The organism is Domibacillus indicus, assembly GCF_023715895.1.
Classification (GTDB): Bacteria; Bacillota; Bacilli; order Bacillales; family Domibacillaceae; genus Domibacillus; species Domibacillus indicus_A.
The window spans coordinates 15,032-38,391 of sequence record NZ_JAMBOO010000033.1 but is presented as its reverse complement, the minus strand read 5'-3'; the positions used below and the strand labels follow the sequence as shown (position 1 = coordinate 38,391).

Here is a 23,360-nt window from a genome sequence, read left to right as displayed (position 1 = left end):
TATTGGATTTACTGTCGTCATTCCGGCTGCCGCCATGGCTAACCAAACAGTAAATTACAGCCTCGAATGAACATCAGAAAGGTATGTGTATTGGATCAGCTCTAAGGAACAAGGCCTTTCTGATTGTTACAAGTGCCGATTTGTTGCAGCAAGCTGGAATATAAACCAGGCTGATAATGATCCAACTGCAGTCTCATTGCTTACGGCGCTTAAGTACTTGACCGCCAGGAGCCTAAAAAACGTCTGTGTTAGATAATAGGCCAAGTGTGATGTCCATCCATGTTAGCAATACCCCAACTTGTGTTATTGGATTTGTGGCAGGCTGTATTCACTGTTACTGTAGAGTCAGCAGTTTTCTCAACCTTTTTCAGCAATCTTGTTAAAGAAATGTGCATAGGAAAACGTGTTGATACAGCAGGTGGGTTTACACAAAGCCTAATGGCTGCGTCTACGATATTTGGCCACATGGTCAGCACATTTGTTTACACTTAGCTTAGCCTTCAGTCTTCACTTATTACATTAATTACACCTTTGTGAACTTTTCCACTTAAATCGAAGGTTTTGATGAAGCATCCCTTATTTTGAATATGGCACAGTGTCAGCTTGTTAAGCTTCGATCATTTAAATAGCAATAACATATTTAGCGACAAAGGCTTAAACAATGCACGTTTAACTCGCGAAGCTGTGAAGAAAGGAAATCAGTGAACGCCCTTTCCGCTTAGGAGTTTTTATGTGTATTCGTCTGTATGGCTCTGTATGCATGAAATTACAATTGTCGTCATGTTGTATGCACTAAACATACACATGACGACAAAAGGTAGAATAGATAATAGAGATATCTGAAACGATGCATAAGAAGCAAAAAAGATAGAAGCCTTTAATCATCCTTGAGGTTTGGTTTTCAGAAAATTTTTATATTGATTTAAAGCACATTTTAATAGTTGGGGTCTTTCGATTAATGAAGCTAATTTATTCTTTCCTCGGGCGCGGATTAACACCCACAAAAAACAGTAAAACTGTATACGAATACAAATGAATACACCAAAGAAGTGGATGTAGTTGTTGCGAATACAAAACTAATCACTAAACGTACAGTAATAATGATGATGAATGCAAAATGATTTACTGTAAAACATTTACATGGCAAACTCACAAAAGGCCCTGGTTATACTGCTGATTAACATGAATTCCTTTCTTGTTGTGTGATTCCAGAAAGGATACTTGCTTTTTTAGATTTCATTTTCAATGTAAAACAATAGTAGATAGGAAACGAAAGGATACACAGGTAAAAGTGCACCTACACAAAGGTGTATGTATACAAAGGTACACTTGTGTTTAAGTAAACTTTTGTATAGATACACTTCTGAGTACTTAGTTTTTATTTATCTTCTTATATGAAATCACTCATGAGGTAAATTATTTTCACTGCCGTGCAGCCAAACGGGTTCCTACATAATCGTTCACGGACTCCTCTATAGGAGCTTCTCCTCTCTCTTCTTCAGACATCTTACTACATATAAATTAATACAAAAAAGTGTACCTAGTCAAAAGTATACTTTTGACTAGGTACACTTTTGTTTATGATAGTTTTACACATGAAACTTTCCTATTCGTCACAGCTTAGTATCTAGCCTTCTCTACACCAAATGTTTGGTTAACAGATCTCAGTAATTCTCCTAAAGTAACTGATAAGTTGCCAGCGTGCTGTAAAGCAAGCGAAAAGTCTGCTTTCTTCCCGTTGCTTGTCCCTTGTTCCTTGATCGCTTCTTCTAAGGCTATGTTTTGACCCACAGTTGTCATTGTATCTCCCAGGTTTAGCAGTAGTTTTTCCACACGGTGTGAAAAATTGATAATATGGTCCAACTTTACGCTTCTCCAAGGTTCGCTGCGCAAAATGAATCTATCCTTTTTTCCTCAGCTAATTTAGCTTATTCATATTAAAGACAAAGGTTTCATTTTTAGAAATGCTCAGTGTCATGTTCTTGATTGGGCTATTTGTGAAGCTTTTCTTTTTGGCTCTTCCTTAGAATACGAATTTTTTAAATGAAGACCTTCGTTAAATTAATATCTATTTGGTTAAACTTCTATTTGTTTGTATTCGTTTGTATTATTTTTGTATACACAAAACTTCACTTGTCGTTAAAAGAAAAGGGTGTAGTTGATGTGAATACAAACCATGTCGTTAAACATACGATAGAAACAAAGACAAATACGAAATGATTCACTACAAAATACATTTGGGATATAAACCCAAGAGGCCCATGGTTACCTTACTGGTAGCCATGAACCTCTTATTGTTTATCGCATTACCATCCCCAAAAGAATCCTTCAAATTGCTTTCTAATTAGTTGGAAAGGTTCACCTCGCCCAAAGCTCTACGAATTTACTCGAAGGAAGTTGGATGGACGGCAATGATCTGACATTCCGCTGTTCATATCTACTACGACTATATTTGTAGGTATACATGCACAAAAGTGTATCTAACACAAAGTATACTTTTGATTAGGTACACTTTTGTGATGGTAGTTATGGGCAAGAAGCCATTTTAAAATCATTAAGCCCTGCTACAAAGGAAACCCCTATTCGCTATCACTTAGTATCTAGCCTTTTCCACACCAATGTTTGGTTAACGAAATTCATCATTTCTCCTAAAGAGGAGACAAAGACCTTAGCGCCTAATCCCCACTAAATAGAAGGTATTGAACGGAATACGGTGCTAATTTTTGTTCAAAAAAACCGTAAGAGGCGTTAAAGTTTAATATAAGACGTTAGCTTGCCATTATGGAAAATATATATTTTTTATAGAGTCCGAAATAGCTGCTAACGAAAAAGTAGTAAAGATTTTTCGACATACATAAGTGAATACATCAAAGAAGAGGATGTAGTTGCTGCGAATACAAAACTAATCACTAAACATACATTAAGAATGATGATGAATACAAAATGATTTACCGTTAAACATTTGCATGGCAAACTCACAAAAGACCATGATTATGCTGCTGATTAACATAAGCTGCCTTCTTGTTTACTGGTCCGCTGTGAATCAATAAACCAGAAAGAATTTATAAAATGAATTTCGAGACAAATCAGGTCACGTTATTTTAATGATCGACTCTATTTAAGAGGAGAAGCATCTTTCCTTTGTCTTCGATCGATTTCACCATGTTGAGAAATCGCGATCAAGAGAAATGTGGGGAAACCGATTTAAGTGTTGCCATTGTTCATGAAATTGTCAAACTTCTTCAAGGAAGTATAGAGGCAAAAAGTTAGTATGGATAAGAGAGAGAGTTTTTATTGAAACTTCCGTTAAAAAAAGAAAAGGAAAATGTTGCATATCCAGAACAAGGTCGGCATTCGAAATAATGATTTGGAGGGGATTTTTCCTATTATGCTTCTTGAATATGAAAATGACCTGAATGAAGTGTGGTTATTTTTACAAAGAAACGGTGGAAATCATGCATCCCACTTAAGTTTTTTGAACGACAAACGATTTTATTGGTCACAACAAAAGCGAGTTTTGATTATTTACCAAAAGGCAGGAAATACATTTGTTGTGCTGGGAGACCCCATTGGGAAAGAATCTCTCATTTTCGGAGCTATTCAGGAATTTCACGAATATTGCCGGCAAATAAACATGAGCCCTGTCTTTTATCAGGTATCTGCCCGCTATATGGCGGCTTATCAAGAACTGGGGTATGCTTCTCTTAAAATAGGAGAAGAAGCGAAAGTCTATCTGCCGGGTTTTTCGCTTTCGGGAAACACTCGGAAACGGCTGCGTACCTGCCGAAACAAGTTTGAACGGGAGGGCTATGAATTTTCTGTTTTATCTCCGCCTCACGCAAAAGAATTGCTGGAAGAAATAAAGGAAGTTTCGAATGCCTGGTTAGGGAGCAGGAAAGAAAAAGGGTTTTCAGTCGGCTATTTTTATGATGACTATGTAGCCAGATTTCCCGTTGCTATTATCAAAAATCAAGATGGAGACATTATTGCTTTTGCGACACTTGCGTATAATCAGCCTAAAATCGACCGTACACTTGTCATCGATTTGATGCGTTACCAGCCCGAAAAAAGCCCAAATGCAACTATGGACTTTTTGTTTATCTCTATCTTCAACTGGTGTAGAGAAAATGGCTATGAATGGTGCAGTATGGGTATCTCTCCTTTAGCTAATATGAAAGACCCCGATCAAAATGGAATGTATGAGACTGTGGGCCAGATCATTTTTGATAAAGTGAATCACTTTTACAACTTTAAAGGGCTTTACCAATACAAAAATAAATTTCAGCCTGAATGGGAGTCTCGTTATCTTGTTTATCAAAGTAACTTTCTGCCTGCGGTTTTTCTTCGTATTATTCGTTTAATTCACGCTAATCAAGCAGCTGCAATCGGTAAGCTTGTTTTGGCAAGAAATCCACTCGAGAAATTAAAGTTAGGTAAGCGATCTTTTTAAAAGATCAGATTATCTAAAGCTAAATGCACCTTCGGCTGCATCTAAGTTCTAAGAAAGCATGATTCCTTTTTGGAATGATGCTTTTTATATTTCTTTACAATAGTAAAGCAGTAATAGATAGTAAATAAAAGTGTACCTAGACAAAAGTATACCTACAAGAACGTGTACCTAACATAAAGTATACTTTTGATTAGGTACACTTTTGTTATAGTGATTTTACATAAGAAACTTCCGTGTTTCTCACCACTTAGTATCTAGCCTTCTCCACACCAAATGCTTGGTTAACAGACTTTAGCAATTCTCCTATAGTAACTGATAAGGTTCCTGCACGCTGTAAAGCAAGCGAAAACTCATCTCTCTTCCTGCCGCTTGTCCCTTGTTCCTTGATCGCTTGTTCTAACGCTATGTTTTGACCGACAGTTGTCATTGTATCTCCCAGGTTTACCAGTAGTTTTTCCGCACGGTGTGAAAAATCGATAATATGGTCTAACTTTACGCTTCTCCAAGGTTCACTGCGCAAAATGAATCTCTCCTTTTTTCCTCAGCTAATTTAGCTTATTGATATTAAAGACAAAGGTTTCATTTTTAGAAATGCTCAGTGTCATGTTCTTGACTGTGCTATTTGTGAAGCTTTTCTTTTTTTATATTATTCACCATAGCCCCGTCATCCGTACCCGATTATTTTGGACTGTCAGCGACAGACCTTTTTCTTTTTGGCTTTTCCCTGGAATACGAATTTTTTAAGTGAACCTCTCCAACTAATTGCTGCGCAATTTGATGGAGCATCTTTGCCAGAGACATTAAAAAACATGCCCTAACTTCATTGACTTTCCGGCTTCATCTATAGGTATACTTTCGTGGTGGTAATGTAAGCAGGAAGCCATTTTAAGATCATTAAGCCATATTACAAAGGAAACATAAAGCTTTCCCATTCTCCATCACTTAGTATCTAGCCTTTTCTACACCAATGGTTAATTAACAGACTTCATCATTTTCCTAAAGGGAGAATGAAGACTTTAGCGCCTAACCCCATTAAATAGAAATTTTGAAGGGGGGTAGGCACTAACTTTTTGTTGAAGCTTTTTCCCTGCCTTATCTTTTTAAAAGCCGGCATTTTGATTTCCTTCTCTAGACTAAAGTTTTAGACTAAGTTGACGTACAAGTTCAGACTTATGTTCAGATGTAGATGCGAATACAGGGGTAGATGCATCTACAAGTTCAGGTACAGGTTTAGACATAGGTTCTTTCATCACTTTCTAATACACTTACAAACCCGGTTTTGCTGTTGGGAGATTCCAATTATTTTACAGCTCATTGCTTGGAAAACAACAAAAAAGAACCCTGCTTTGAATAAGCTAAAATAAGCAGAAGTTCTTATAAGGCGGTCTAGTTAAGGATACCACGGAACTCATTACATCAACTGGCTTATCCTTCTTTCCGCCAATTCTATATCCACATTAAACATCTCGGAAACATATGCGACTGCTTTTTGTTTATCAGCAGGGAGCGGTAACCTTTTGAGCATAAAAGTCGGGACACAAAAATGAAACGTAAAGTGGTTAGAGCTGATTTGATCCAGCACTTGGCACAAGGGAGGAGCCTCTAATTGATCCCCTGCTTTTTTTAGCACACAGCATAACTGATGTGCAAACTCACGCCATTGCTTACAGGTTTCGAGACGCTTGTCCAAAAAGATTCGATATACACCTTTATAATGGCTGGACTCACTGGATTCATCCCATAAGTACAGGCGAATATCTAGCTTTTGGGCAATATCAAACATGTTAATCTTTTCAGGAGTTCGGATGGCCGCTGAAGAATACAGCTGATCAATATATTCTTCTAGCTGAGTATAATTCATAGAATCCCCCGTTCGAATAGATTTTTGTTACCATGTTAGTTGTCTTAAAGCCGGGTCCATAAACAATCCTTATACGCTTGTATCTTCATTTTTAATCGTTTCCCATATCTTTTTCAGTTTCCGCAAATCTTCTTCATTGGATGTAGGAAGTTCCCGATACCACCTCTCAAGCTCAGGATCTTTGATAAAGGAATGCAGTTCCTTGTCGCTTGTACTGTAGTGGCTGCTTTCCTGAATGCCAAGCAGCCATGAAATCGGCACCTCATACAGTTCTGCAAAACGAGCGAGCTTTTTGTTGGTTGGTTTCCTTACATTTTTTTCGTAGCCAGACATGCTGGAAGTTGAAATACCTAATAAGTTAGCAACCTGAGTTTGCGACAGCCCCTTTCTAACCCTGCATTGATATAATTTTTCGCCTAGACTCGACATATGTCATCACCTTGCCCCCCGCAATATTAAGAAAAGCATACCACATTGCCACAAAAAGCGAAAACTTTCCTTTTTTTGATAAAAAACTTGACTGCCACAAAATGTGGAAATATAATAGGTGACATAAAAAGGTAAATAAGTAATCTAATAACACCCCAGCCAAAGGCGTTTTACAGACCTTACGAGCGAGAAAGCCCACTCCTTCAGGTGTGGGATGATAGCGAGGTCGAACCGGGCATGTCTTCAGACGTGTCAAAGGTTCGAATTTATTAAATTTTTTCAATTTTAGTTTTCGGATTACGAACACTTGTTTGGTATGTTTGCTCTATAAAGTGAATTGGAAAGGAGGAGCAAGAGTGGAAACTATTTCATTGAGATTAGAGCTGAAGAAACCAACGGAAACAAAGAAACTGATGTATCAAAAAATGACCGAATTAAACACTTCTTTTTCAAACTGGCTGCTAAGTTATGAAAAACTATCTAAAGCAACGTCTAAGGTCTACAAGCTTTTTTCTCAAGAAAAACTACCTTCGGCAGTGGTAAATCAAACCATCCGTGAAGTGAAATCCAAGAAAAAGAATCAAAAAGCAAAAACGTTTCGCCGTTTTTGGTGTGGTTTTAACAATCAAAATCTCGCTATCGAAAAAGAAAATGGTTTATATAAGTTGTCTTTCCCTACGTTAGAAAAGAGAATTGGTGTGCCGGTTATCGCAGAAGTGTATCAGCAGCACTGGCTGGATAAAATTCTTTCCGGGCAGGCAAAACAAGGAGCCGCTGAGCTGTATGAGAAAAAAGGAAAATGGTATATCTCACTTTCTATTTCATTTGAGCCAAAACGAGCTACTTCTTCATCAAAAGTGATGGGCATCGATGTAGGGCTGAACTATTTAGCTGTTGCCTCGGTTGGTACGAAAACGCTCTTCTTTCGCGGAAACGAGGCTGCTTTCATTCGCAGAACATTTTCTTCAAGAAGAAAAAAGTTAGGAAAGCTAAAGCTTCTCTCCGTTATTAAAAAATCCAAAAACAAAGAATCACAGTGGATGAAAAATCTAAATCATAAAATTAGCCGGCAAATCGTGAATTTTGCTGCAGAGAACGGTGTTCACTGCATTCGAATGGAAGATTTGACGGGTATTCGCCGTAAAGCAAAATCAAAAAAAGAAGCTGGAAGAAATCTGCACTCCTGGTCTCACTATCAGCTTCAAATGTTTATTGAATACAAAGCAAAAATGGCTGGTATTCAAGTCGAGTACGTGAATCCACATCACACTTTCCAAACGTGTAAATGTGGTCATATTGATAAAAAGAATCGAAAAAGGCACACGTTTTCGTGTGCCAAATGTCAATATACACTTCATGCTGATGCTAACGCGTCCATTAATATTTCGAAAGCCATCAGCGGCCTTTCAAAAAAGAAAAACAAGCAAGCAGCTTAACCTAGTCCTGTGGTAACAGCAGGACCGCCTGTTAGGTACATGTATGCCGAAGGCATATAAAACGAAGCAGGACGGGCTGATGACACCGCCCTTAACTGAAGGCGAGTTCTAAACAGAAATGGACAGTGAACGCGTTCGCACTTCAGAATCCCACCCGTCTCACCGTAAGGTGAAGGGCTTGCGGCTTTAGCCGTGGGAGTGTCAAATAAAAAGGTAAATAAGTAATCTACTAACACCCCAGCCAAAGGCGTTTTACAACATCCTTGTTTTTAAAACGAAGGGAGTGTAGAAGATGTCATTTTTTGCAGTGGAGGTAAAAAGCGGACAGGAAATTGAAGCCAAAGAAATGCTGAAATCTGTTTTGGCAGCTGTTCAAGATGTAAAAGTAAAGGCTGTTTATGCGCTTGAATCTTTTACACATGTACTGAAAGATGATTCTTTACACAGTGAAGTGTCGGAATATTTAGACGAAATAGATATTGCTCAATATCTTGAGACAAAGCGTATTAAAAATAATCTCAGCACACTGCGTATGGTGCACGCTGAAATTCCCTCAGACAGCAGTGAAGAAATAGAAGCGCTTCGGCGTTCTTACCAGAAAGAGATCCGCCAGCAGTCAAGAGACCTGAAAGATATGCAGCTTTCAAAGAAGATTTATACGGTCATGAAAGGCTATATTCTGCTGGAGCTGAAAGAAGAATTATTCGAGCTCCCGAAAGAACTATGGCAGTTGGTGAAGAGGGTGCCAAAAGTACGCGGCATTGTCGGTCGCTATTCTATTCCAGAAGAAGAAATGGAACAGTTCTTTGAAACGATAGACCTGACACCAAGCGTAGAAATGAACGTCATTCAAGAAGAAGCAAATCTGCCACAAGCGGAAGAATCTGCAACTGTCCAAGAGGATTTTGATCATGAGAAAGAGTGTGTTGAGCTGGAGCAGACACAAAACGACGTGCAAGAGAACGATCCGGAATCGCCAGATGGGGAGCCGCCTGTTCAAAAATGGATCGAAGCGTGCCGCCTGTTTCTGTATGAAAAGAAGAAAAAAATCCGCATCCCTTTTCCGTTATTTAAGTATTTACAAAAAAACAAAGACTTCACCTGCGCTCTTTCTACTGGAAAACTGTTAATCTTTCTGTCTGTTTCAGGGTATATGAGGCTGGAGATGAGCGGGTAGGCAGCAGTCCATTGATGCCTGTGACTTTTAAGTATTTATGTATGAAGAAAAGCGGCAGATTCGAACGTAAGTGTCTTGTTTAGTATTTCATTTGTTGAATTAAATAGTGGAACAAGCCCGGAAAGGATCTTTTCGATCCCTGGACAGGATGGCGGAGCCATGTCTTTTTTCGAAAAAAATAAAACGAAATGAGTGATTCGATGGAAAAGGTAGCTGTAGACCTAGGTTATGGATTCGTCAAAGCCATTTCTTCATCCGGGAAAAGAGCGCTGTTTCCTTCTCTTGTAGGCAAAGGCTATGAGCGGGCCCTTACGGATTTGTTTGGCCAGAAAAATAGAATACTTTCCAACATGCAGGTCGTCTATCAGGGAGAGGATTATTTTATTGGTGAGCTGGCCAAAGAGTCACGGTCCGCTTCGAGAATTTTTGAGAGGGAACGATTCAGCCATGCGTATACACATATCCTGCTTAATGCAGCTATTCAGGCTGTGACGGATATATCGATTAAAAATGTACAGCTGGCTACAGGGCTTCCACTGGATTTCTATCACGCCCAGGCAAAAGAATTTCAACAGTCCATTACCGGCATACAGCCGAAACTGGAATGGAAGACGGGGCCTTTCAGCAACGTAAGCAGAGCCGTTCACATTGAGCAGGCACTTGTGTTTCCGCAGGGTGCTTCCGCTATTTTTTCTGCGCTGATCAATCATGAAGGCAGCTTTGCGTATCCTCAGCTGATGAGGGAAGGAGCGGTGATTGCTTTAATCGATATTGGGTTCAGAACGACTGACTTTGTCGTAGTAGAGATGCAGGCCGGCGGTTCTTTTGCGCCAATTGCCCGTTTATCAGGAACAGCTGATGAAGGAGTGATCAATCTTCATCGGGACATTCGCCAGGCTTTTAAAGCAGAAACAGGCGGTGCTGATTTAAATGAATTCTTTATTGGACGGATACTAAAAGATAACGAGCTAAGCTATAAAGGCAAGCGAATTGATTTTGCCGATGTAATCGAAAAAAGCAAGCAGTCCATAGCCGCAAACATTACAGACCGCCTGAAAGGGGTCTGGGCAGAAGAGTCAGACTTATATGAAGGCATTTTTCTTGCAGGCGGGGGCGGTGAGCTGTTTGAATTGTACCTTCAGCCATCATTTGACTACAGACTAATCACGATTCATGAAAGCCAATTTGCGAATGCAATTGGTTATTTGCGTTTAGGAAAAGCATTGTTCAGCCAACAATCTGCCTGGACCCTGATGTGATCAGATGGAACAGAAGTGGAAAAAACGCTATAGCTTTCGGCTGAAGGCAGGCGATGATGAGCTGTATGAACTGCTTGAAAGCCTTGCTGATTCTAAAAGAAGCGAAGCCATCCGACAGATGCTGCTGTTTGCCTGCCGGACCATTGCGGAAGAAAAGCAACAATTGAATGATTATGAAGCTGTCTGGAAAGAGCTGCAGGTAATGCGGGAAATGGCAGAAAAACATCATCAAGAGCTCCTTAAACAGCTGCCAAATGAACAAACAGTTTTTTCGCAGAAAGAGGTTCCTGTACTAAATGAAGAAAGTGAAAATCGGTTGACCGAAAAAGCCTTAAACGACAGTGCAGCAGCCATGATTACATCCTTTGGCATCATCGAATGACAAGAAGGAACTGTGCGACAGAAAGGTCTAGGGACACAGCAGGATACAACACGCTCAGCAGCGTGTTTTTTGTATTTCTTCTTAAAGGTGGTGATGCCCATTTAAAAGCCTATAATTCTAACGGACGAAAGGATGGACATATATGCTGAAAATGCTGCTGGGAGTCTTGTTAATGATGTTTTTGATTTTCGCCATTGGCAGCGTAATGCTTGAGGAATTCCCAGGTGCGCAGCCACTATGGAATGAAAGCAAGGTACAGGCTTCCTCTTTGTATGAAGCCTCTCTTGGGAAGTTTGGAGCAACGGGAACCGTACTGCTGATTATTGCAATCTGCTTCCTGGCCGGAACAAGCAGGAAGTTTTAAAGGAGCGTGCTTATACATGACAAGCAGTGTAAAAAGAACATCCAGGCGTTTGGATATGCTGAAAAAAATGCTCAGTCCGCCGCAGGCAGCCCGGAAAAAAGAAAAACAGAACCGGCCCAGAGGCTACATGGCGAGAAAGGCAGGAGCTGCTGCTTTTTGGGTGCTGTTCAGCTTTATGTTTTTAATCGTCGCTGTCACGCTATTTTCCAAGACGGAAAAAACCACTGCACCTAAAGCAACAACGGTTGAACATTTGGAAAATCCAGCGGTAAAGCCAGAAGCTGTTCAGTTTGCAGAGAGTTTTACCGCACATTACTTTAATTGGGGAAACAGTGAGGAAGAAAAGAAACAGCGTGAAGAAAAGCTGAGTGCATTCCTGGCTGAAGGACTGGATCCTCAGGCTGGACTGGGCATGGACAAGGTAACGTGGAATTCGACTTATAAGGGGTCAACGTTAAAAAAAGTAGAGGATTTGGGAAACAATAAGTCGCTTATTGTCTTTTATGTAACGACAATTTTTTCACGTGAAACAATTGGGGATGAGCTGGAAACAAAGCCAGTCTCTAAATATTTTGTAGTGCCAGTTGCTTATGATGGAACCTCATACGGAATTTATGAATTGCCTAAATTCACGCACCTGGATGAGAAAACAACGGTACAAGCGGATTACCAAAACGGCCTGCAAAAAGCTTCTTCATCACCTGAAACAACAGCAGTCCGCCGATTCCTCGATACGTTTTTCAAAAGCTACACCGAAGATTCAACGGATAAGCTTGCTTATATATTAGATGATGGAACCCATATTGCCGGTCTGAATAAATCAATGGAGTTTGTCAAGGTAGCCTCAGCAGACATATACGAAGGCCAAAAGAAAGGCGAATATATTGTACAGAGTGAAGTGATCATGCAGGACCCGGAATCAAAGATGCAGTTTCATACGGACTATGAGCTGGCCGTCAAAAAAGATGGCGAGCGTTTTGTCGTGTCCGCTATGAATGAAAGTGAGGGGGATAAGCAATGAGCTTAGAAGGAATTTTCCAATGGTTTTCCGAGCAGGTACAATACATTCTTTTGTTTGTGCTGTTTATTGTCCTTTTAGCCGCGGCTTACAAACGTGCATGGCTGACGATGATTGGCAGCCTGATTGGACTTGCGTTCATTGGTATTTTCGTGGTCAATCCGGAAGTCTTGCTGAACTTGTCGGAATGGCTGAGCGGACAGCTGAACTTGGGCGTATAGCTTTTTTAATATTATAGAAGAAACACGTAAAGAGGGTGATGTGATGAACCGGGTGCCGCTGTATGTGATCAACAACTTTTTAACGTTTGACCGGAAAATTTATCAGCTGTTTGGCTTGCAGCTGGGAAGGCCGATCCGTTTAAAATCTATCTTTTACTTTTTTCTTTTTGGGGCAGTCGAGCTGTTATGGTACTTTACACCGTTCCTTGGAGGGCTTCTGCACTGGATCCCAGCCGGTATTTTATTAGCGATCCCTGTAACGCTTGCCTGGCTGGTGTCTGATATCGGAACTGAAAACCGCTCTCCGATTTCCTATTTTCGTTCTTTCATCAGCTTTCATCGCCGGAAGCTGGAGCAGGTTACTTATTATAAAGGAAGAAAGATAGAAAAACCAAAAACATTTGCGGTCCAGGGATCCTGTACGTTTAAGGAGCGGAGAAAAACCAAAAGCCAGTTTAAATCTGCAGTCTATTCCTTTAAAGGATATATGACATACAAATGAGTGGCAAAGGAGTGTTGAACCTCGATGAAAAGCATAGTGGAATTTCCGATTAAGCACATTGAAGGGAATCTGCTGTTTGGGCGGGACGGCACAGTATGGGCTTACTACCGGGTTGAAGGCTTTGGCTACGACTTCAGGGAAACAGAAGAAAAGATGATACCCTTTCAGCAGCAGCTGTCTTTTCTAGCTAATAATGGGCATGACCTTCATTTTGTCGTTTCCCCTTCTCCGACCGACACAGTCGGGGTCATAGATGAGACCATTCAGGATATGGAGCGCCTTAGCTATCCGCTGAAAGAAAACGGTACGGCATTTATGGAACAGCTCAAAGAAGTGTTAGGGAAGCAGCGCCAGATCAATGAAACAAGCGAGTACTTTCATTATATAGGCATCCAGCTGAATCCGGAAAAAAACAAATACAAAGAGGGAAATGCGGGGACCAATGCCCTGGATGCCCTGCAGAAATTTTTCCTTGGTTTTAAGTCGCCTGTGTACCGGGCGGTTGGGCTGGAGCCTTATGATATTTTGCAGGAAGAAATTGATGCCTGGAAAGAGCAGGCAGAAGCTCTGGTAACCTCTGTGTCAGGCGGATTTTCTTCGGCAGTCAAACCGCTGAGTGCCAAGGAAGCCGTATACCTGGCGGACAAAGTGTTTACGGTAACCAATTCCAATCATGATGTAAAGCACCGGCCCGGTTTCGTACCGGGTGAATACGTGGAAGGGTCTGAAGAAAACGGCACTGTTCACACAGCGGTAAGGCCTGACGAGCAGGCCTTTTTGGATTTGCAGAGTGCAAGCATAGAAGAAATAGGCCCGAAAACACTGCTGATGAAGAAGATTATTGAAAATGAAGTAGAAGAAATGTATGTGCAGTACCTTGTCTGTGACTCGATGGATGAAGTGAATCATCACCCGGGTTTTGAGTGGCTGTACAAAATTCAAGCCAAAATGCCGTTTCCGGTAGGTGTTTCTATTCGCGCCTACCATCAGCACAACACACAGGTCCGGAAAAAGCTGAGCAACGCACGGCTTGAATTTGAGGACCAAAGGCAGGAAGCGATAAAAGGAGGCACAGGTGTGGACTTAAGTGTGTCTACTTCGGAACAGGGTGCCATCCAGATGGAAAACTACTTCAAAAAAAGCGGCCTGCCTGCTTACAATTGTTCATTCGTATTCAGAGTAAATGCGAAAGACCAGAAAACCTTGAAGTCCCGGGCGGATATGCTGCAGAATGAACTCTCGCGGTTTGGCGTAAGTATTCTGGCGCCTTACGGAGAACAGATTCGGCTGGCGATGGAAACTATACCGGGATCCAAGCAGTACAATAACGATTATAAAATTGAAGCGGCCCCAGGCATACTTGCCGGGGCCATGTTTGGTGCCACTACTAACATTGGCGATAACCGCGGGCTGTTTATCGGCTACACCAAACAGTTTAAGCGGCCCGTATTTATTAAGCCGGATCTTGCTGCCAAAGCATTTGAAGGAGTCCATAATGTGGTGGATTCCATTTCTGTTCTGGTGGCAGGTATGACAGGCAAAGGAAAATCGGTTTTTATGAACCTGTTTACGTATTTGTCGGTACTAAGCGGCTCCCAGGCATTGATTCTGGATCCAAAGGGAGACAGGAAAGGATGGGAAGCTGGACTGCCGTTTATTCCGAAAGAGCATATTTCGCTTTGGACACTTGGCCGCAGCCAGGAAGATGCCGGGTGCCTGGATCCATTCCGCACAAGTACCAATATGGAAGAAGCCAAAGATGTGTGCATGGACATTCTCTCTTATTTGGCGGGCATCCATATTCAGGATGACCAGTACACCATCTTAAGTGAAGCGGTGGAAGAAGTATCGCGGGTGAAGGATCCATGCATTGGTGCTGTCATCTCCTACCTTCAGGAACTGTACAAGAAGCGACCCGAAAATATGTCAAAAAGCCGGCATGAATCGATTGAGCGGCTGAAAGGCACGTTGGAAACATTGCGGCGCAATCAGCTGGCCAAGCTTCTGTTTGGCGAAGTTGGACAGGACTACAGAGTGCTGACAGTAGATAAGCCGCTTCAAGTGATGATGGTGCAGAACCTGACGCTGCCGGATGCCTCTACAAAGCAGCCGCGCCCGGCACACAAAATATCAGAGGCTATTATGATTTCGCTGACCGCTTTTACAAAGCAGTATATGTTCAACCAGGACCGATCCCGGCATAAAATTATTCTGCAGGATGAAGCTAGAAGTGTGGACCGGAGTGCTGTGGGCGCTGAATTAATGAATTTCATTATCCGACAGGGGCGCTATTATAATACCACCCTGATAAAAGGATCACAGAATGCCTCGGATTATGGGGACGATGTCGCAAATATCGGCATGAAGTTCAGCTTTGGGATGAAAAAGACGAGTGAAGCAGCAGAAATGCTGGATTACTTAAACCTGCCGCAGACAACAGCAAACATTGAAACGTTGAAAGGACTGAACCGCGGGGAGGCGCTGTTTCAGGATATTTACGGCCGCTCGGCCATCGTGAAAATCAATCCAGTTTTCAAAGACCTTCTGGATGCCTTTGATTCTTCTACTTCTACAGAAGAAGAGCGTAAACGTGAAAAAGAACGGGTATTGGTTTAAGCGGAGGTGTTTATGTGAAAAAACGGAAAAACTGGTTACTGGTTGGTGTGATGCTGTTGATTTTATTAATGATGGCGGGATGTGGGGAAAAGGAGAATTTTGAAGCAGCGGATAAAGTGGCGTATGAGTATATTGCATCGAAGGTAGAACGAGACGATGACCGTATGAAAAAACTTTTAACAGATGAAGGTATACAGTATGCAGAAAATGCAAGTTTATTGAAAGACGGCGAGCATTTATATCCGGGCAAAGAAGATGAAATGAAAGACCGTTATGAAATCATACGCTATGAAGATATCGGTGGGGAAAACACACTTTACTATCGAGTGAAGTATGAACTTACAAATAATGACCTCTCTGAAAACACTACAGAATATATAGAGATGGTTAAAGATAGTGAGGACAGATGGAAAATTACTAAGCCAGTGGGAATCTCCAACGAGGAAAAAGCTGATGTCTTCGCATCTGAAGAAGATAAGGAAAACGGCACTATAGTACATGAACACAAAAAAAGTGAATAAATAACTCCTTTAAGAATTGATTTAATGGAGGGAGGGACGAGGCTAGATAACTCCTTATTTTGATAAGAGGGGTTATTTTTTATGCCAAAAATATGTTCTGTGTTAAGAAAAGAATCTTCTTGTTTCTATTGTTTTTGCTAATAGCCATCCATCCAATTACAAAAGCATTAGCAGAAGAAAGTCCTGATGAACAGAAAAAAGAAGAAACCACAAGCAGCTCTGAGGTAGAGGAAAGTGGGATTTTCTCAACATTGTATTCAGTCCGATACGGAAGTTTGAGTAAAGAAAACAGTCACTACTTGCTAGACATTGTTCCACTTGATAAAGAACAAATGGAGGCTGAAGAAAATAAAAGTTGGTGGCAAAGAGGATGGAGTTTTGTTAATGGCTCTGCTTTGAAGAATGAAGTAATAAGTCAAATATATGAATTGGTTAATATGGTAAACAACTTTTTATTTCAGTTGAATATACGTCTTACACAATTCATGCTCTCGACTTTAAACCTTGCGTACGAATTTAATTTAATTGATCAGCTGATCGCAAAACTTCAGGCTCTAATGTTAGACATTACTGGTATATCAGGGACTACGCTAGGAACATCTGGGTTATTCGGAAGTTTTGCCGGTGTTATTGCTGTGCTTGCTGTTGCGTATGCTTGTTACCTCTATGTATGGAAACGTGCAGCTGTAGAATCAATCGGTGAAATGATGAAAACGGTACTAACATTTGCAGTTGCGCTATTGTTTTTCTCTAATTACAGCGCATTCTTATCAGGTATTAACGAAGTTACTAGTGAGGCAAGCCAACTTGTCTTGTCTGGCTCTGTGAACGATACGTCTGTAGATGAGTTAGACAATACTTCTGATGGCGCCAAAGAGGTAACGTTAAGAGAAAAGATGATGGATAATATATGGACCTTGTTTATAGATCGTCCATATTTATTTATGCAGTACGGCACAGATAAAGTAGATGAAATTGGTAGTGAAAGAATTCAAGAACTGCTCACACTGTCTCCAGGTCAAGGAAGGCAAGACTACGTAACTGACAAGGAAGTACGGACTGAGAGTAATAATATGATGACTTACGGGTCTGTAATGGAGCGGGCGGTTTTCACACCTTTATATTTACTGGTAAATGCACTATGCTCAATCCCTATCTTTTTATTAGCGCTTCTGCTTTTAGTATTTCAATTTTGGTTTATGGGAATTGCTGCTGTCGCACCCTTTGCATTGTTGTTTGCGGCGATTCCGGGTCAATTCGGTGTGTTAAAGAAATATTTTGTTGAGCTAGGCCTTCCGCTGGTTTTAAAAATTGTTGTCTCTTTCGGGGCAATTGTGGTTTTTGCGATATCAGAAATTGTGTACAGTTTGAACAATATTGCAGTTGGCGGAGCATCCGAATATATTATCGTCTGCGTCCTGCAGTTCATTTTGCTGGCGCTTATGTTTCTTCTTAGAAACCGGATTAAAAACATCTTTTCCGCAGGTTCTAAAGAATTTCAGGCGTTACGGGCTGAAGTTGGATCTCTTCAAGAAGCAGTCACCAGGCCCGTTAAAACAGGCGTACAGAATACAGCTACAGTAGCAGGTGCAGTAGTCGGCGGTGTGATGACAGGTGGGACTGGGATTGCAGCAGGTGCAAACATAGGCAGCAAGGTCGGCGAAATTGCCACAGGTGAAGGCAGCATACAGACTGTAACGTCAGGTATTGGCCAAATACAAGTTCTCACACACCTGCAGGAGAAACACGAAAGAAAAAGGCAGTTAAATGAACCAGAACCACGCCCTGCATCAGATCCACAGCAGGCTATTCAAGACGTCCCGGTTGAAGAACAAGTTTCTCCCACAGGTAAAGCGAATCAACACGAAGATCATTCACTACCAACCGAGCAGCCTGCACACCGTGATGAGCCGGCTGCAGAGATGGATTACACAAATTGGAGTGAACCTCAACAAAATGAACCTGTAGAAAAACCAGATGACAACCAAATGCCGAAAGAATCAGCAATAGATGCTTCTTTTGCTGGCAGCGATGGTTCTTATGAGAATTTAGCCAGTCTGCAGTATCACATACCGCCAGCACAGAACGAACTTAATGAGGCAAAAGAAGAAGCAGCTTCTTCTTTTAAAGGAAAAGAACATGCAGAACCTGCAGAAGATATTAAAGATGCTGAGATCTATGTGAATGATAATACCTATGTGCCAACAGAAGAACCTGCAGGGAGGTCAGTCCTTTATCCGCTTGAAAGAGAAGAAAATCAAAAAGAGAACGTTGAAGCGGGAGAGTGGACAGATGATGTACGCAACGAACACAGTGATTATGATCTTACGGAGCAGGAGGACCAGGCAGAAGAACTTTACCATCTAAAAACGGATGCAAAAAAGGATGAGTAACCGTGTTTCAGCAACTAGACAGTCACATTAAACAGTGGATTGTAAACAGCGTGATGGGTGTAGCCATTGCGCTATTAGTGTTGGGCTTTTTTACAGGAGAAAAACAGGACGGCCAGCCGCCGCCTGCTGAAACAGAAGTGAACAGGCAACAAGAAAATAAGGAAGCCATAAGCCATGACAGCAAAGCCGAACCGGAAACGATAGAGCAGTACTATGCGGACGATTACGGCGATATGGGGGAAATCCCTCCAACACCTGTTAATGAATCAGAACAGCCGCCGCCGCTTGAAGAGTTTTTCTCAAAAGAAGAAATAGCCGAGTCCAAAGCCGTGGCTGAAAAATTTATTACAGATTTTTATCCTTACGATGGAAAAGATCCGCTTCAAAATATCCGAAACAGCAAAAGCACTGTCAGTAGGGATCTCTATGAACTGTTAATGGAAAGTCCAGAGCGGCCCACTTCTATGACGGTAGAAAGAGAGCTGGTTTCACTGGAAACTATTGAACCGTTTGCGCCAGCGGCTGAAGTGATGACATGGAATGCAAAAGTAAATGGCGTAGTAACAGATGCGGAGGGAGTGAAAAGAGCAGAAACGGATCTATACAAACTGAAACTTGAAAAGGTGGAAGGTGAATATAAGGTCGTCGATTTTTTGGTTAATTACCTTGAGTAGTGATACTTTACCGGGAGGGAGATGAGGTGAAAAAATGGCTGCTTATTATTCCTTTGATCCTTAGCGCACCGATCATAACAGTCATCGGGGTGCTTATTTTTGCGCTTATCCTAATCACAAACGTACAAGAAGAAACCACTGAATTCACGGGAACGACGGGGACCGTTCAGCTCAGCCAGCTGGGGGAAAATGAAGTACCTAAGCAGTTTATAGAACATTATCAGAAAGCAGGAGAAGCATACGGCGTGCCTTGGACCCTTTTAGCCGCCATTCACCGGGTGGAAACCCATTTTAGCTCCAACCTGTCGGAAAGTTACGCGGGCGCCATTGGCCCGACGCAGTTCATGCCATGTACCTGGACAGGCTGGAGCCATCCAACCTGTTCAGGCCTTGGGCGAGGGAATATCGATAAAGGCACCATGCTCGATGTAAGCCAGATTAAGAAATACGGCGGTTACGGAGTAGACGGCAATGGAGACGGAGTGGCGGATCCGATGAACATTGATGATGCGCTTCATGCTACAGCGCACTACCTGGCAGCGTCGGGTGCAAAAACCGATCCGAGAAAAGCTGTCTTTACGTACAACCACAGCCAGAAATATGTCGCAGATGTTATGGGTTTCTTTGAAAGCTATACAGGCGGGGTGACTGAAGTAAGCGCAGGAGCCGTTGAAGTAAAAGGAGATATAGCCTGGCCGGTTCCCCACACCAAAAACGTGACGTCTCTTTACGGCCAGCGGTGGGGGAAGCTTCATGCCGGCATTGACATTGCAGGGGGAAACGATTTGGACAAGCCGATTGTAGCTTTTATGCCCGGCAAAGTGATTGTCAGTGAGTTGAATGGTGCACTAAAAGGAAGCGGGTACGGCTACTTAGTCATTATTGATCATGGAAAGGGGATCACAACCCGCTATGGGCACTTAAGCAAAAAAGGCATCCCGGCCGGCACCACTGTTGAAGCCGGCCAGCAAATCGGAACTATGGGCAACACGGGACATTCCTATGGTGTGCACCTTCATTTTGAAGTGAGGATAAACGGAGAAGCGGTTGATCCTATGGGCTATGTAAAAGATTTCTCGCCAAAAGTAAATGAGTAACTGCTTCATGACGCTGGAAGACAAACAAAAGCTGATACAGCAAGGATTATCCATAAAACGTCGGACACAAAATTTTTGGACGTCTGACATGATTACCCTAGCAAACCTTTATTCACACAGGTTTTCATATAGGTACGTCAGACGTAATTGGCTTTCGGCGTGTGAGCAAAATTGATGTCTGACGTTAATTTGGAATCCTTTATTCTTTCAGTCACGAGGGCCCGTTTAACGTCATGAAAGGAGGTGAGTGTCATAAAAGAGAAAGTCGAGAACTTAAAGGAGCTGCTGCGGTACATGGAAATGCTGAAGAGTGATGTAATGGAACGGGTACTGGAACTGGATGACAATGTGCTGCTTCCGCCTGTCTCTACAGTTTTCCCTGGTGCTAAAGCACAAACGCTTAGAGTTAATGGCTACCCTGTTTATCAATTTGCTTATGAAGGGCAGCTCCCGCTTTACCAGCAGGACGGAAAGTATCGAGCCGCTATCCGGCACTATTACTTCAAGGCCACTTTCGAGGCGTGTGGGCAGCTCCCTTTGGAAGATACATTTGATAAAGCGGCGATTTTTATCGTTCATTACTTTAAAGATCGGATTATCCGAGATCTGGACAACCGAAACCGTAAATTCTTATTAGATGCCGTTCGCCAGACCGGGCTCATACAAGATGACAGCTGGCGAGAGGTAGCCATCATGGAGGAAGGGTTTCATGATCCATATGGCAATCATGTGCAGATGTATGTGTTAGACCGAGATAACTTTGCGAATTTTCTTGCGTATATGGAGACTTATCATCGTTATGAAATTATGAAGCCGGACCGTTCGTTAAAAACAGCTATTTTTGAAGAGAATGCATACGAGAAACAAAAAAGAGATAAAGAGGAGGCTAAACAAATTTCTGATGAAACGACAGAAGAATACCGGCGGATTTGGAACTGAAAATGGGTAAGATCTGCGATATAAGTGAAGCGAGATTCCGGGTAAGAACAGCGGGCGAAAAAGAGACAGCCAGACCTTACCTGCCCATTCTTACCCGAAAAAGTCTTCGGATGCCTCTGTAACATAGAGGTTCAAAAAGAAAGATCGAAAAGGTCAAGATCTTACCCGAAAAAAAGCAGGAAACACTGGATACAATCGTGTTTTGAGCCCTTTCTACCGTATTGGTGCAAAAGAAGAGGTCTAGTTGAATCAATTCGGAAGTATGGAGAATTGGTTCGACTAGACAATCCCAGCCCAGCACAAAAAAAGGGGGAAGAAAATGAAAGAAAAGCAGGTGGTGAAGAGAGTTCAGCCGCGGGATATAGAAATGCTGCACATGCTTTATCAATACCGCGCGCTCAGCACACAGCAGTTGATGCGCCATTTTCAGATGACTTCCCAATACGCGCATAAGAAAACGCACATTATGAGAAATTCGAATTGGATTAAATCGCTTCCTATTCTTTCGGAAAAAGGCAGAAAGGTCGGCGCATATCATTCATTAACAGAAGGCGGCATCTCTCTTATTAAAAAGCAGGGGATTACAGCAGAGCAAAAAGCGGAGGAGTTACGAGTAACCCGCCGTTTTTTGCCTTATTTGCTTTCGGCAAACGATCTAATGATTGACCTTGCACCTTTTGGATGGACAATGCGGGACAGCAGGGAAATTAAATCTATGTACGGTCTTAACCGGGGAAACAATATTCACGGATCTCTTACCAGCTCTGAAGGAATAGAGTATGGCTTTTATATTTTCATGAGCCGCTCGCTTCCTAAATACATCATGAAAGTGGTGAGAGAAATCAAAGAATCCGCCATGCACAACTTTATCATTTTCACGAAAGGACAGGCTTCCTTCAGTGATTTTGTTGCAGAAGCAGCAATCCCGGGGAAAGAAGTGGTTACGGGCGGCTCGCTAAAAGTCATGCCGTACACATTCGGCAAAACGTATCTTCAGTTTATGGCCAATGAACAACATATGCTGGGTGTACTATCAGCGCATAACATCACACCGCTTTCCGAAAAACCGCCGCTTTATTCATCATTTGACCGGATTGTGCATCACGATGGAGAAGAAAAGTATCTGGTCAGCCTGCTTGATACAGATTTGATGAAGATTTACAGCCTGAAGCGATACCGGAAAGAAGCGTTTGATCGGGATCAGAGGCGAATTTTGATACTGACACATATGAAGGAGTTTCACCAGGAACTGCTCAAGGACGTTCACCATCTTGACTACGAAGAGGTTCATCCAAGTGAAATCCAAGCCGACGGGACGATTACATCACAGAAAGGAATGAGTATATGAGCTTGCTACCTGAATTTCAGACCATTACCGGGCTGATTGACAATGGCCATCTGCTGCATGATGAAATTTCTGTTATGCCGCGCACATCTCAGAGAAGAATGTACGGACTCATGAAAGAGATCATGAAAGACGAATTGATCTTTGTCATAGAAGTGGAAAAGCGTAAACTGCGCATGAACCGTGAATGAAGCAAGCGGCTTTTTTATTTGTTATTGTTGCCGCAGGAGTGACCGGATTCATTGGAATGTACCAAGAATGGTATATTCCCTCTTCCAAAGCCCTTTTGATTATCACAGTTATGCTGGGAATCGTATATATGGTAGCGGTCTTGCGTCGTACAGGAAGCAAAAAAAGAACGTCATTACTGCTTCTCGCCCTGTCCCTGTTTTTAGTGCAGACGGCTGGAGCCTGGATCTATGAAATCTGGACATTTGAAACTTTCTTCTCCGCTGCTGGCATGATGAAAATTTCTATGATTCTTCTTGGCACAGGCGCTTTAGTATTGAACACCATTCATTTTATTTCCCGGGCAACACATAAAAAGCGCAATATCCAGCGTACGGCTAAAGGAGAGAAGAATAATAGTGTCAGGCAGTTATTTAAAAGAAAACCAGCAGAAAAGACCGTCACAGTTGTTCTTGGCGAATCTGTTCACGCAAAACAATCCATGTAA

General features: G+C 42.0%; 22 protein-coding genes. 18 read left to right on the top strand and 4 right to left on the bottom strand.

What is annotated here, in order from left to right; all coding sequences use genetic code 11:
- Positions 1 to 1,620: 1,620 nt before the first annotated feature.
- Positions 1,621 to 1,863, bottom strand: coding sequence for a hypothetical protein (locus M3221_RS23395; RefSeq protein WP_251274430.1), 243 nt, complete (start codon positions 1,861 to 1,863; stop codon positions 1,621 to 1,623).
- 1,462 nt (positions 1,864 to 3,325) lie between these two features.
- On the opposite strand from M3221_RS23395, the gene M3221_RS23390 reads away from it, so the two are divergent.
- On the top strand, positions 3,326 to 4,450 hold the full coding sequence (locus tag M3221_RS23390; RefSeq protein ID WP_251274428.1) for a phosphatidylglycerol lysyltransferase domain-containing protein: 1,125 nt from the start codon (positions 3,326 to 3,328) through the stop codon (positions 4,448 to 4,450).
- Positions 4,451 to 4,697: 247 nt separating this feature from the next.
- Here M3221_RS23390 and M3221_RS23385 read toward each other — a convergent pair whose 3' ends face one another.
- The 3 genes from M3221_RS23385 to M3221_RS23375 form a co-directional block, all read right to left on the bottom strand.
- Positions 4,698 to 4,970, bottom strand: a complete 273-nt coding sequence (locus tag M3221_RS23385; RefSeq protein WP_251274426.1) for a hypothetical protein — start codon at positions 4,968 to 4,970, stop codon at positions 4,698 to 4,700.
- A gap of 891 nt (positions 4,971 to 5,861) precedes the next feature.
- Positions 5,862 to 6,311, bottom strand: coding sequence for an ImmA/IrrE family metallo-endopeptidase (locus tag M3221_RS23380; protein ID WP_251274424.1), 450 nt, complete (start codon positions 6,309 to 6,311; stop codon positions 5,862 to 5,864).
- Between the two features lie 69 nt (positions 6,312 to 6,380).
- Positions 6,381 to 6,740 carry a helix-turn-helix domain-containing protein gene (locus M3221_RS23375; protein ID WP_251274422.1) on the bottom strand — a complete coding sequence of 120 codons (360 nt, stop codon included), beginning with the start codon at positions 6,738 to 6,740 and terminating at the stop codon, positions 6,381 to 6,383.
- Between the two features lie 356 nt (positions 6,741 to 7,096).
- Between M3221_RS23375 and M3221_RS23370 the strand changes: the two genes are divergently transcribed.
- The 17 genes from M3221_RS23370 (at position 7,097) to M3221_RS23290 (ending at position 23,360) form a co-directional block, all read left to right on the top strand.
- Entirely contained in the window at positions 7,097 to 8,176 is a 1,080-nt protein-coding gene (locus M3221_RS23370; RefSeq protein WP_251274420.1) for an RNA-guided endonuclease InsQ/TnpB family protein, read from the top strand.
- A 292-nt stretch (positions 8,177 to 8,468) separates the two neighbouring features.
- Positions 8,469 to 9,353 (top strand): transcription termination/antitermination NusG family protein, encoded by an 885-nt coding sequence (locus M3221_RS23365; RefSeq protein WP_251274418.1) that lies wholly within the window; start codon positions 8,469 to 8,471, stop codon positions 9,351 to 9,353.
- A 200-nt stretch (positions 9,354 to 9,553) separates the two neighbouring features.
- Positions 9,554 to 10,612 (top strand): ParM/StbA family protein, encoded by a 1,059-nt coding sequence (locus M3221_RS23360; protein WP_251274410.1) that lies wholly within the window; start codon positions 9,554 to 9,556, stop codon positions 10,610 to 10,612.
- Between the two features lie 4 nt (positions 10,613 to 10,616).
- A complete protein-coding gene (locus tag M3221_RS23355; RefSeq protein WP_251274408.1) occupies positions 10,617 to 10,994 on the top strand; it encodes a hypothetical protein in 378 nt (125 codons plus the stop codon).
- 142 nt (positions 10,995 to 11,136) lie between these two features.
- A complete protein-coding gene (locus M3221_RS23350) occupies positions 11,137 to 11,358 on the top strand; it encodes a hypothetical protein (protein WP_251274406.1) in 222 nt (73 codons plus the stop codon).
- 16 nt (positions 11,359 to 11,374) lie between these two features.
- The gene (locus tag M3221_RS23345; protein WP_251274397.1) at positions 11,375 to 12,379 is read left to right on the top strand and encodes a conjugal transfer protein; all 1,005 of its coding nucleotides are present in this window, start codon (positions 11,375 to 11,377) and stop codon (positions 12,377 to 12,379) included.
- Complete coding sequence (locus tag M3221_RS23340) at positions 12,376 to 12,597, top strand: TcpD family membrane protein (protein ID WP_251274394.1); 222 nt, start codon at positions 12,376 to 12,378, stop codon at positions 12,595 to 12,597. Before M3221_RS23345 ends, M3221_RS23340 begins: the two co-directional genes overlap by 4 nt.
- A 43-nt stretch (positions 12,598 to 12,640) precedes the next feature.
- A complete protein-coding gene (locus tag M3221_RS23335) occupies positions 12,641 to 13,099 on the top strand; it encodes a TcpE family conjugal transfer membrane protein (protein ID WP_251274392.1) in 459 nt (152 codons plus the stop codon).
- A 24-nt stretch (positions 13,100 to 13,123) separates the two neighbouring features.
- Positions 13,124 to 15,715, top strand: a complete 2,592-nt coding sequence (locus M3221_RS23330) for an ATP-binding protein (protein WP_251274390.1) — start codon at positions 13,124 to 13,126, stop codon at positions 15,713 to 15,715.
- 14 nt (positions 15,716 to 15,729) lie between these two features.
- Positions 15,730 to 16,236 carry a hypothetical protein gene (locus M3221_RS23325; RefSeq protein WP_251274388.1) on the top strand — a complete coding sequence of 169 codons (507 nt, stop codon included), beginning with the start codon at positions 15,730 to 15,732 and terminating at the stop codon, positions 16,234 to 16,236.
- Between the two features lie 59 nt (positions 16,237 to 16,295).
- Entirely contained in the window at positions 16,296 to 18,629 is a 2,334-nt protein-coding gene (locus tag M3221_RS23320; protein WP_251274386.1) for a CD3337/EF1877 family mobilome membrane protein, read from the top strand.
- Between the two features lie 2 nt (positions 18,630 to 18,631).
- Positions 18,632 to 19,303: a hypothetical protein gene (locus tag M3221_RS23315; RefSeq protein ID WP_251274385.1), complete on the top strand. Its 672-nt coding sequence runs from the start codon at positions 18,632 to 18,634 to the stop codon at positions 19,301 to 19,303.
- Between the two features lie 26 nt (positions 19,304 to 19,329).
- Positions 19,330 to 20,400, top strand: a complete 1,071-nt coding sequence (locus M3221_RS26650) for a peptidoglycan DD-metalloendopeptidase family protein (RefSeq protein WP_251274384.1) — start codon at positions 19,330 to 19,332, stop codon at positions 20,398 to 20,400.
- A 294-nt stretch (positions 20,401 to 20,694) separates the two neighbouring features.
- On the top strand, positions 20,695 to 21,339 hold the full coding sequence (locus M3221_RS23305) for a hypothetical protein (RefSeq protein ID WP_251274379.1): 645 nt from the start codon (positions 20,695 to 20,697) through the stop codon (positions 21,337 to 21,339).
- Between the two features lie 319 nt (positions 21,340 to 21,658).
- Entirely contained in the window at positions 21,659 to 22,687 is a 1,029-nt protein-coding gene (locus tag M3221_RS23300) for a replication-relaxation family protein (protein ID WP_251274377.1), read from the top strand.
- Positions 22,684 to 22,875, top strand: a complete 192-nt coding sequence (locus M3221_RS23295) for a hypothetical protein (protein ID WP_251274375.1) — start codon at positions 22,684 to 22,686, stop codon at positions 22,873 to 22,875. Before M3221_RS23300 ends, M3221_RS23295 begins: the two co-directional genes overlap by 4 nt.
- The gene (locus M3221_RS23290) at positions 22,872 to 23,360 is read left to right on the top strand and encodes a hypothetical protein (RefSeq protein ID WP_251274372.1); all 489 of its coding nucleotides are present in this window, start codon (positions 22,872 to 22,874) and stop codon (positions 23,358 to 23,360) included. Before M3221_RS23295 ends, M3221_RS23290 begins: the two co-directional genes overlap by 4 nt.

What these genes read in the sequence shown, in the direction of transcription:
- M3221_RS23390 (WP_251274428.1), top strand. Translation starts at nt 3,326, where the DNA reads ATGTTGCATATCCAGAACAAGGTCGGCATTCGAAATAATGATTTGGAG.
- M3221_RS23380 (WP_251274424.1), bottom strand. Translation starts at nt 6,311, where the DNA reads ATGAATTATACTCAGCTAGAAGAATATATTGATCAGCTGTATTCTTCA.
- M3221_RS23375 (WP_251274422.1), bottom strand. Translation starts at nt 6,740, where the DNA reads ATGTCGAGTCTAGGCGAAAAATTATATCAATGCAGGGTTAGAAAGGGG.
- M3221_RS23365 (WP_251274418.1), top strand. Translation starts at nt 8,469, where the DNA reads ATGTCATTTTTTGCAGTGGAGGTAAAAAGCGGACAGGAAATTGAAGCC.
- M3221_RS23360 (WP_251274410.1), top strand. Translation starts at nt 9,554, where the DNA reads ATGGAAAAGGTAGCTGTAGACCTAGGTTATGGATTCGTCAAAGCCATT.
- M3221_RS23355 (WP_251274408.1), top strand. Translation starts at nt 10,617, where the DNA reads ATGGAACAGAAGTGGAAAAAACGCTATAGCTTTCGGCTGAAGGCAGGC.
- M3221_RS23350 (WP_251274406.1), top strand. Translation starts at nt 11,137, where the DNA reads ATGCTGAAAATGCTGCTGGGAGTCTTGTTAATGATGTTTTTGATTTTC.
- M3221_RS23345 (WP_251274397.1), top strand. Translation starts at nt 11,375, where the DNA reads ATGACAAGCAGTGTAAAAAGAACATCCAGGCGTTTGGATATGCTGAAA.
- M3221_RS23340 (WP_251274394.1), top strand. Translation starts at nt 12,376, where the DNA reads ATGAGCTTAGAAGGAATTTTCCAATGGTTTTCCGAGCAGGTACAATAC.
- M3221_RS23335 (WP_251274392.1), top strand. Translation starts at nt 12,641, where the DNA reads ATGAACCGGGTGCCGCTGTATGTGATCAACAACTTTTTAACGTTTGAC.
- M3221_RS23330 (WP_251274390.1), top strand. Translation starts at nt 13,124, where the DNA reads ATGAAAAGCATAGTGGAATTTCCGATTAAGCACATTGAAGGGAATCTG.
- M3221_RS23305 (WP_251274379.1), top strand. Translation starts at nt 20,695, where the DNA reads ATGGAAATGCTGAAGAGTGATGTAATGGAACGGGTACTGGAACTGGAT.
- M3221_RS23300 (WP_251274377.1), top strand. Translation starts at nt 21,659, where the DNA reads ATGAAAGAAAAGCAGGTGGTGAAGAGAGTTCAGCCGCGGGATATAGAA.
- M3221_RS23295 (WP_251274375.1), top strand. Translation starts at nt 22,684, where the DNA reads ATGAGCTTGCTACCTGAATTTCAGACCATTACCGGGCTGATTGACAAT.
- M3221_RS23290 (WP_251274372.1), top strand. Translation starts at nt 22,872, where the DNA reads ATGAAGCAAGCGGCTTTTTTATTTGTTATTGTTGCCGCAGGAGTGACC.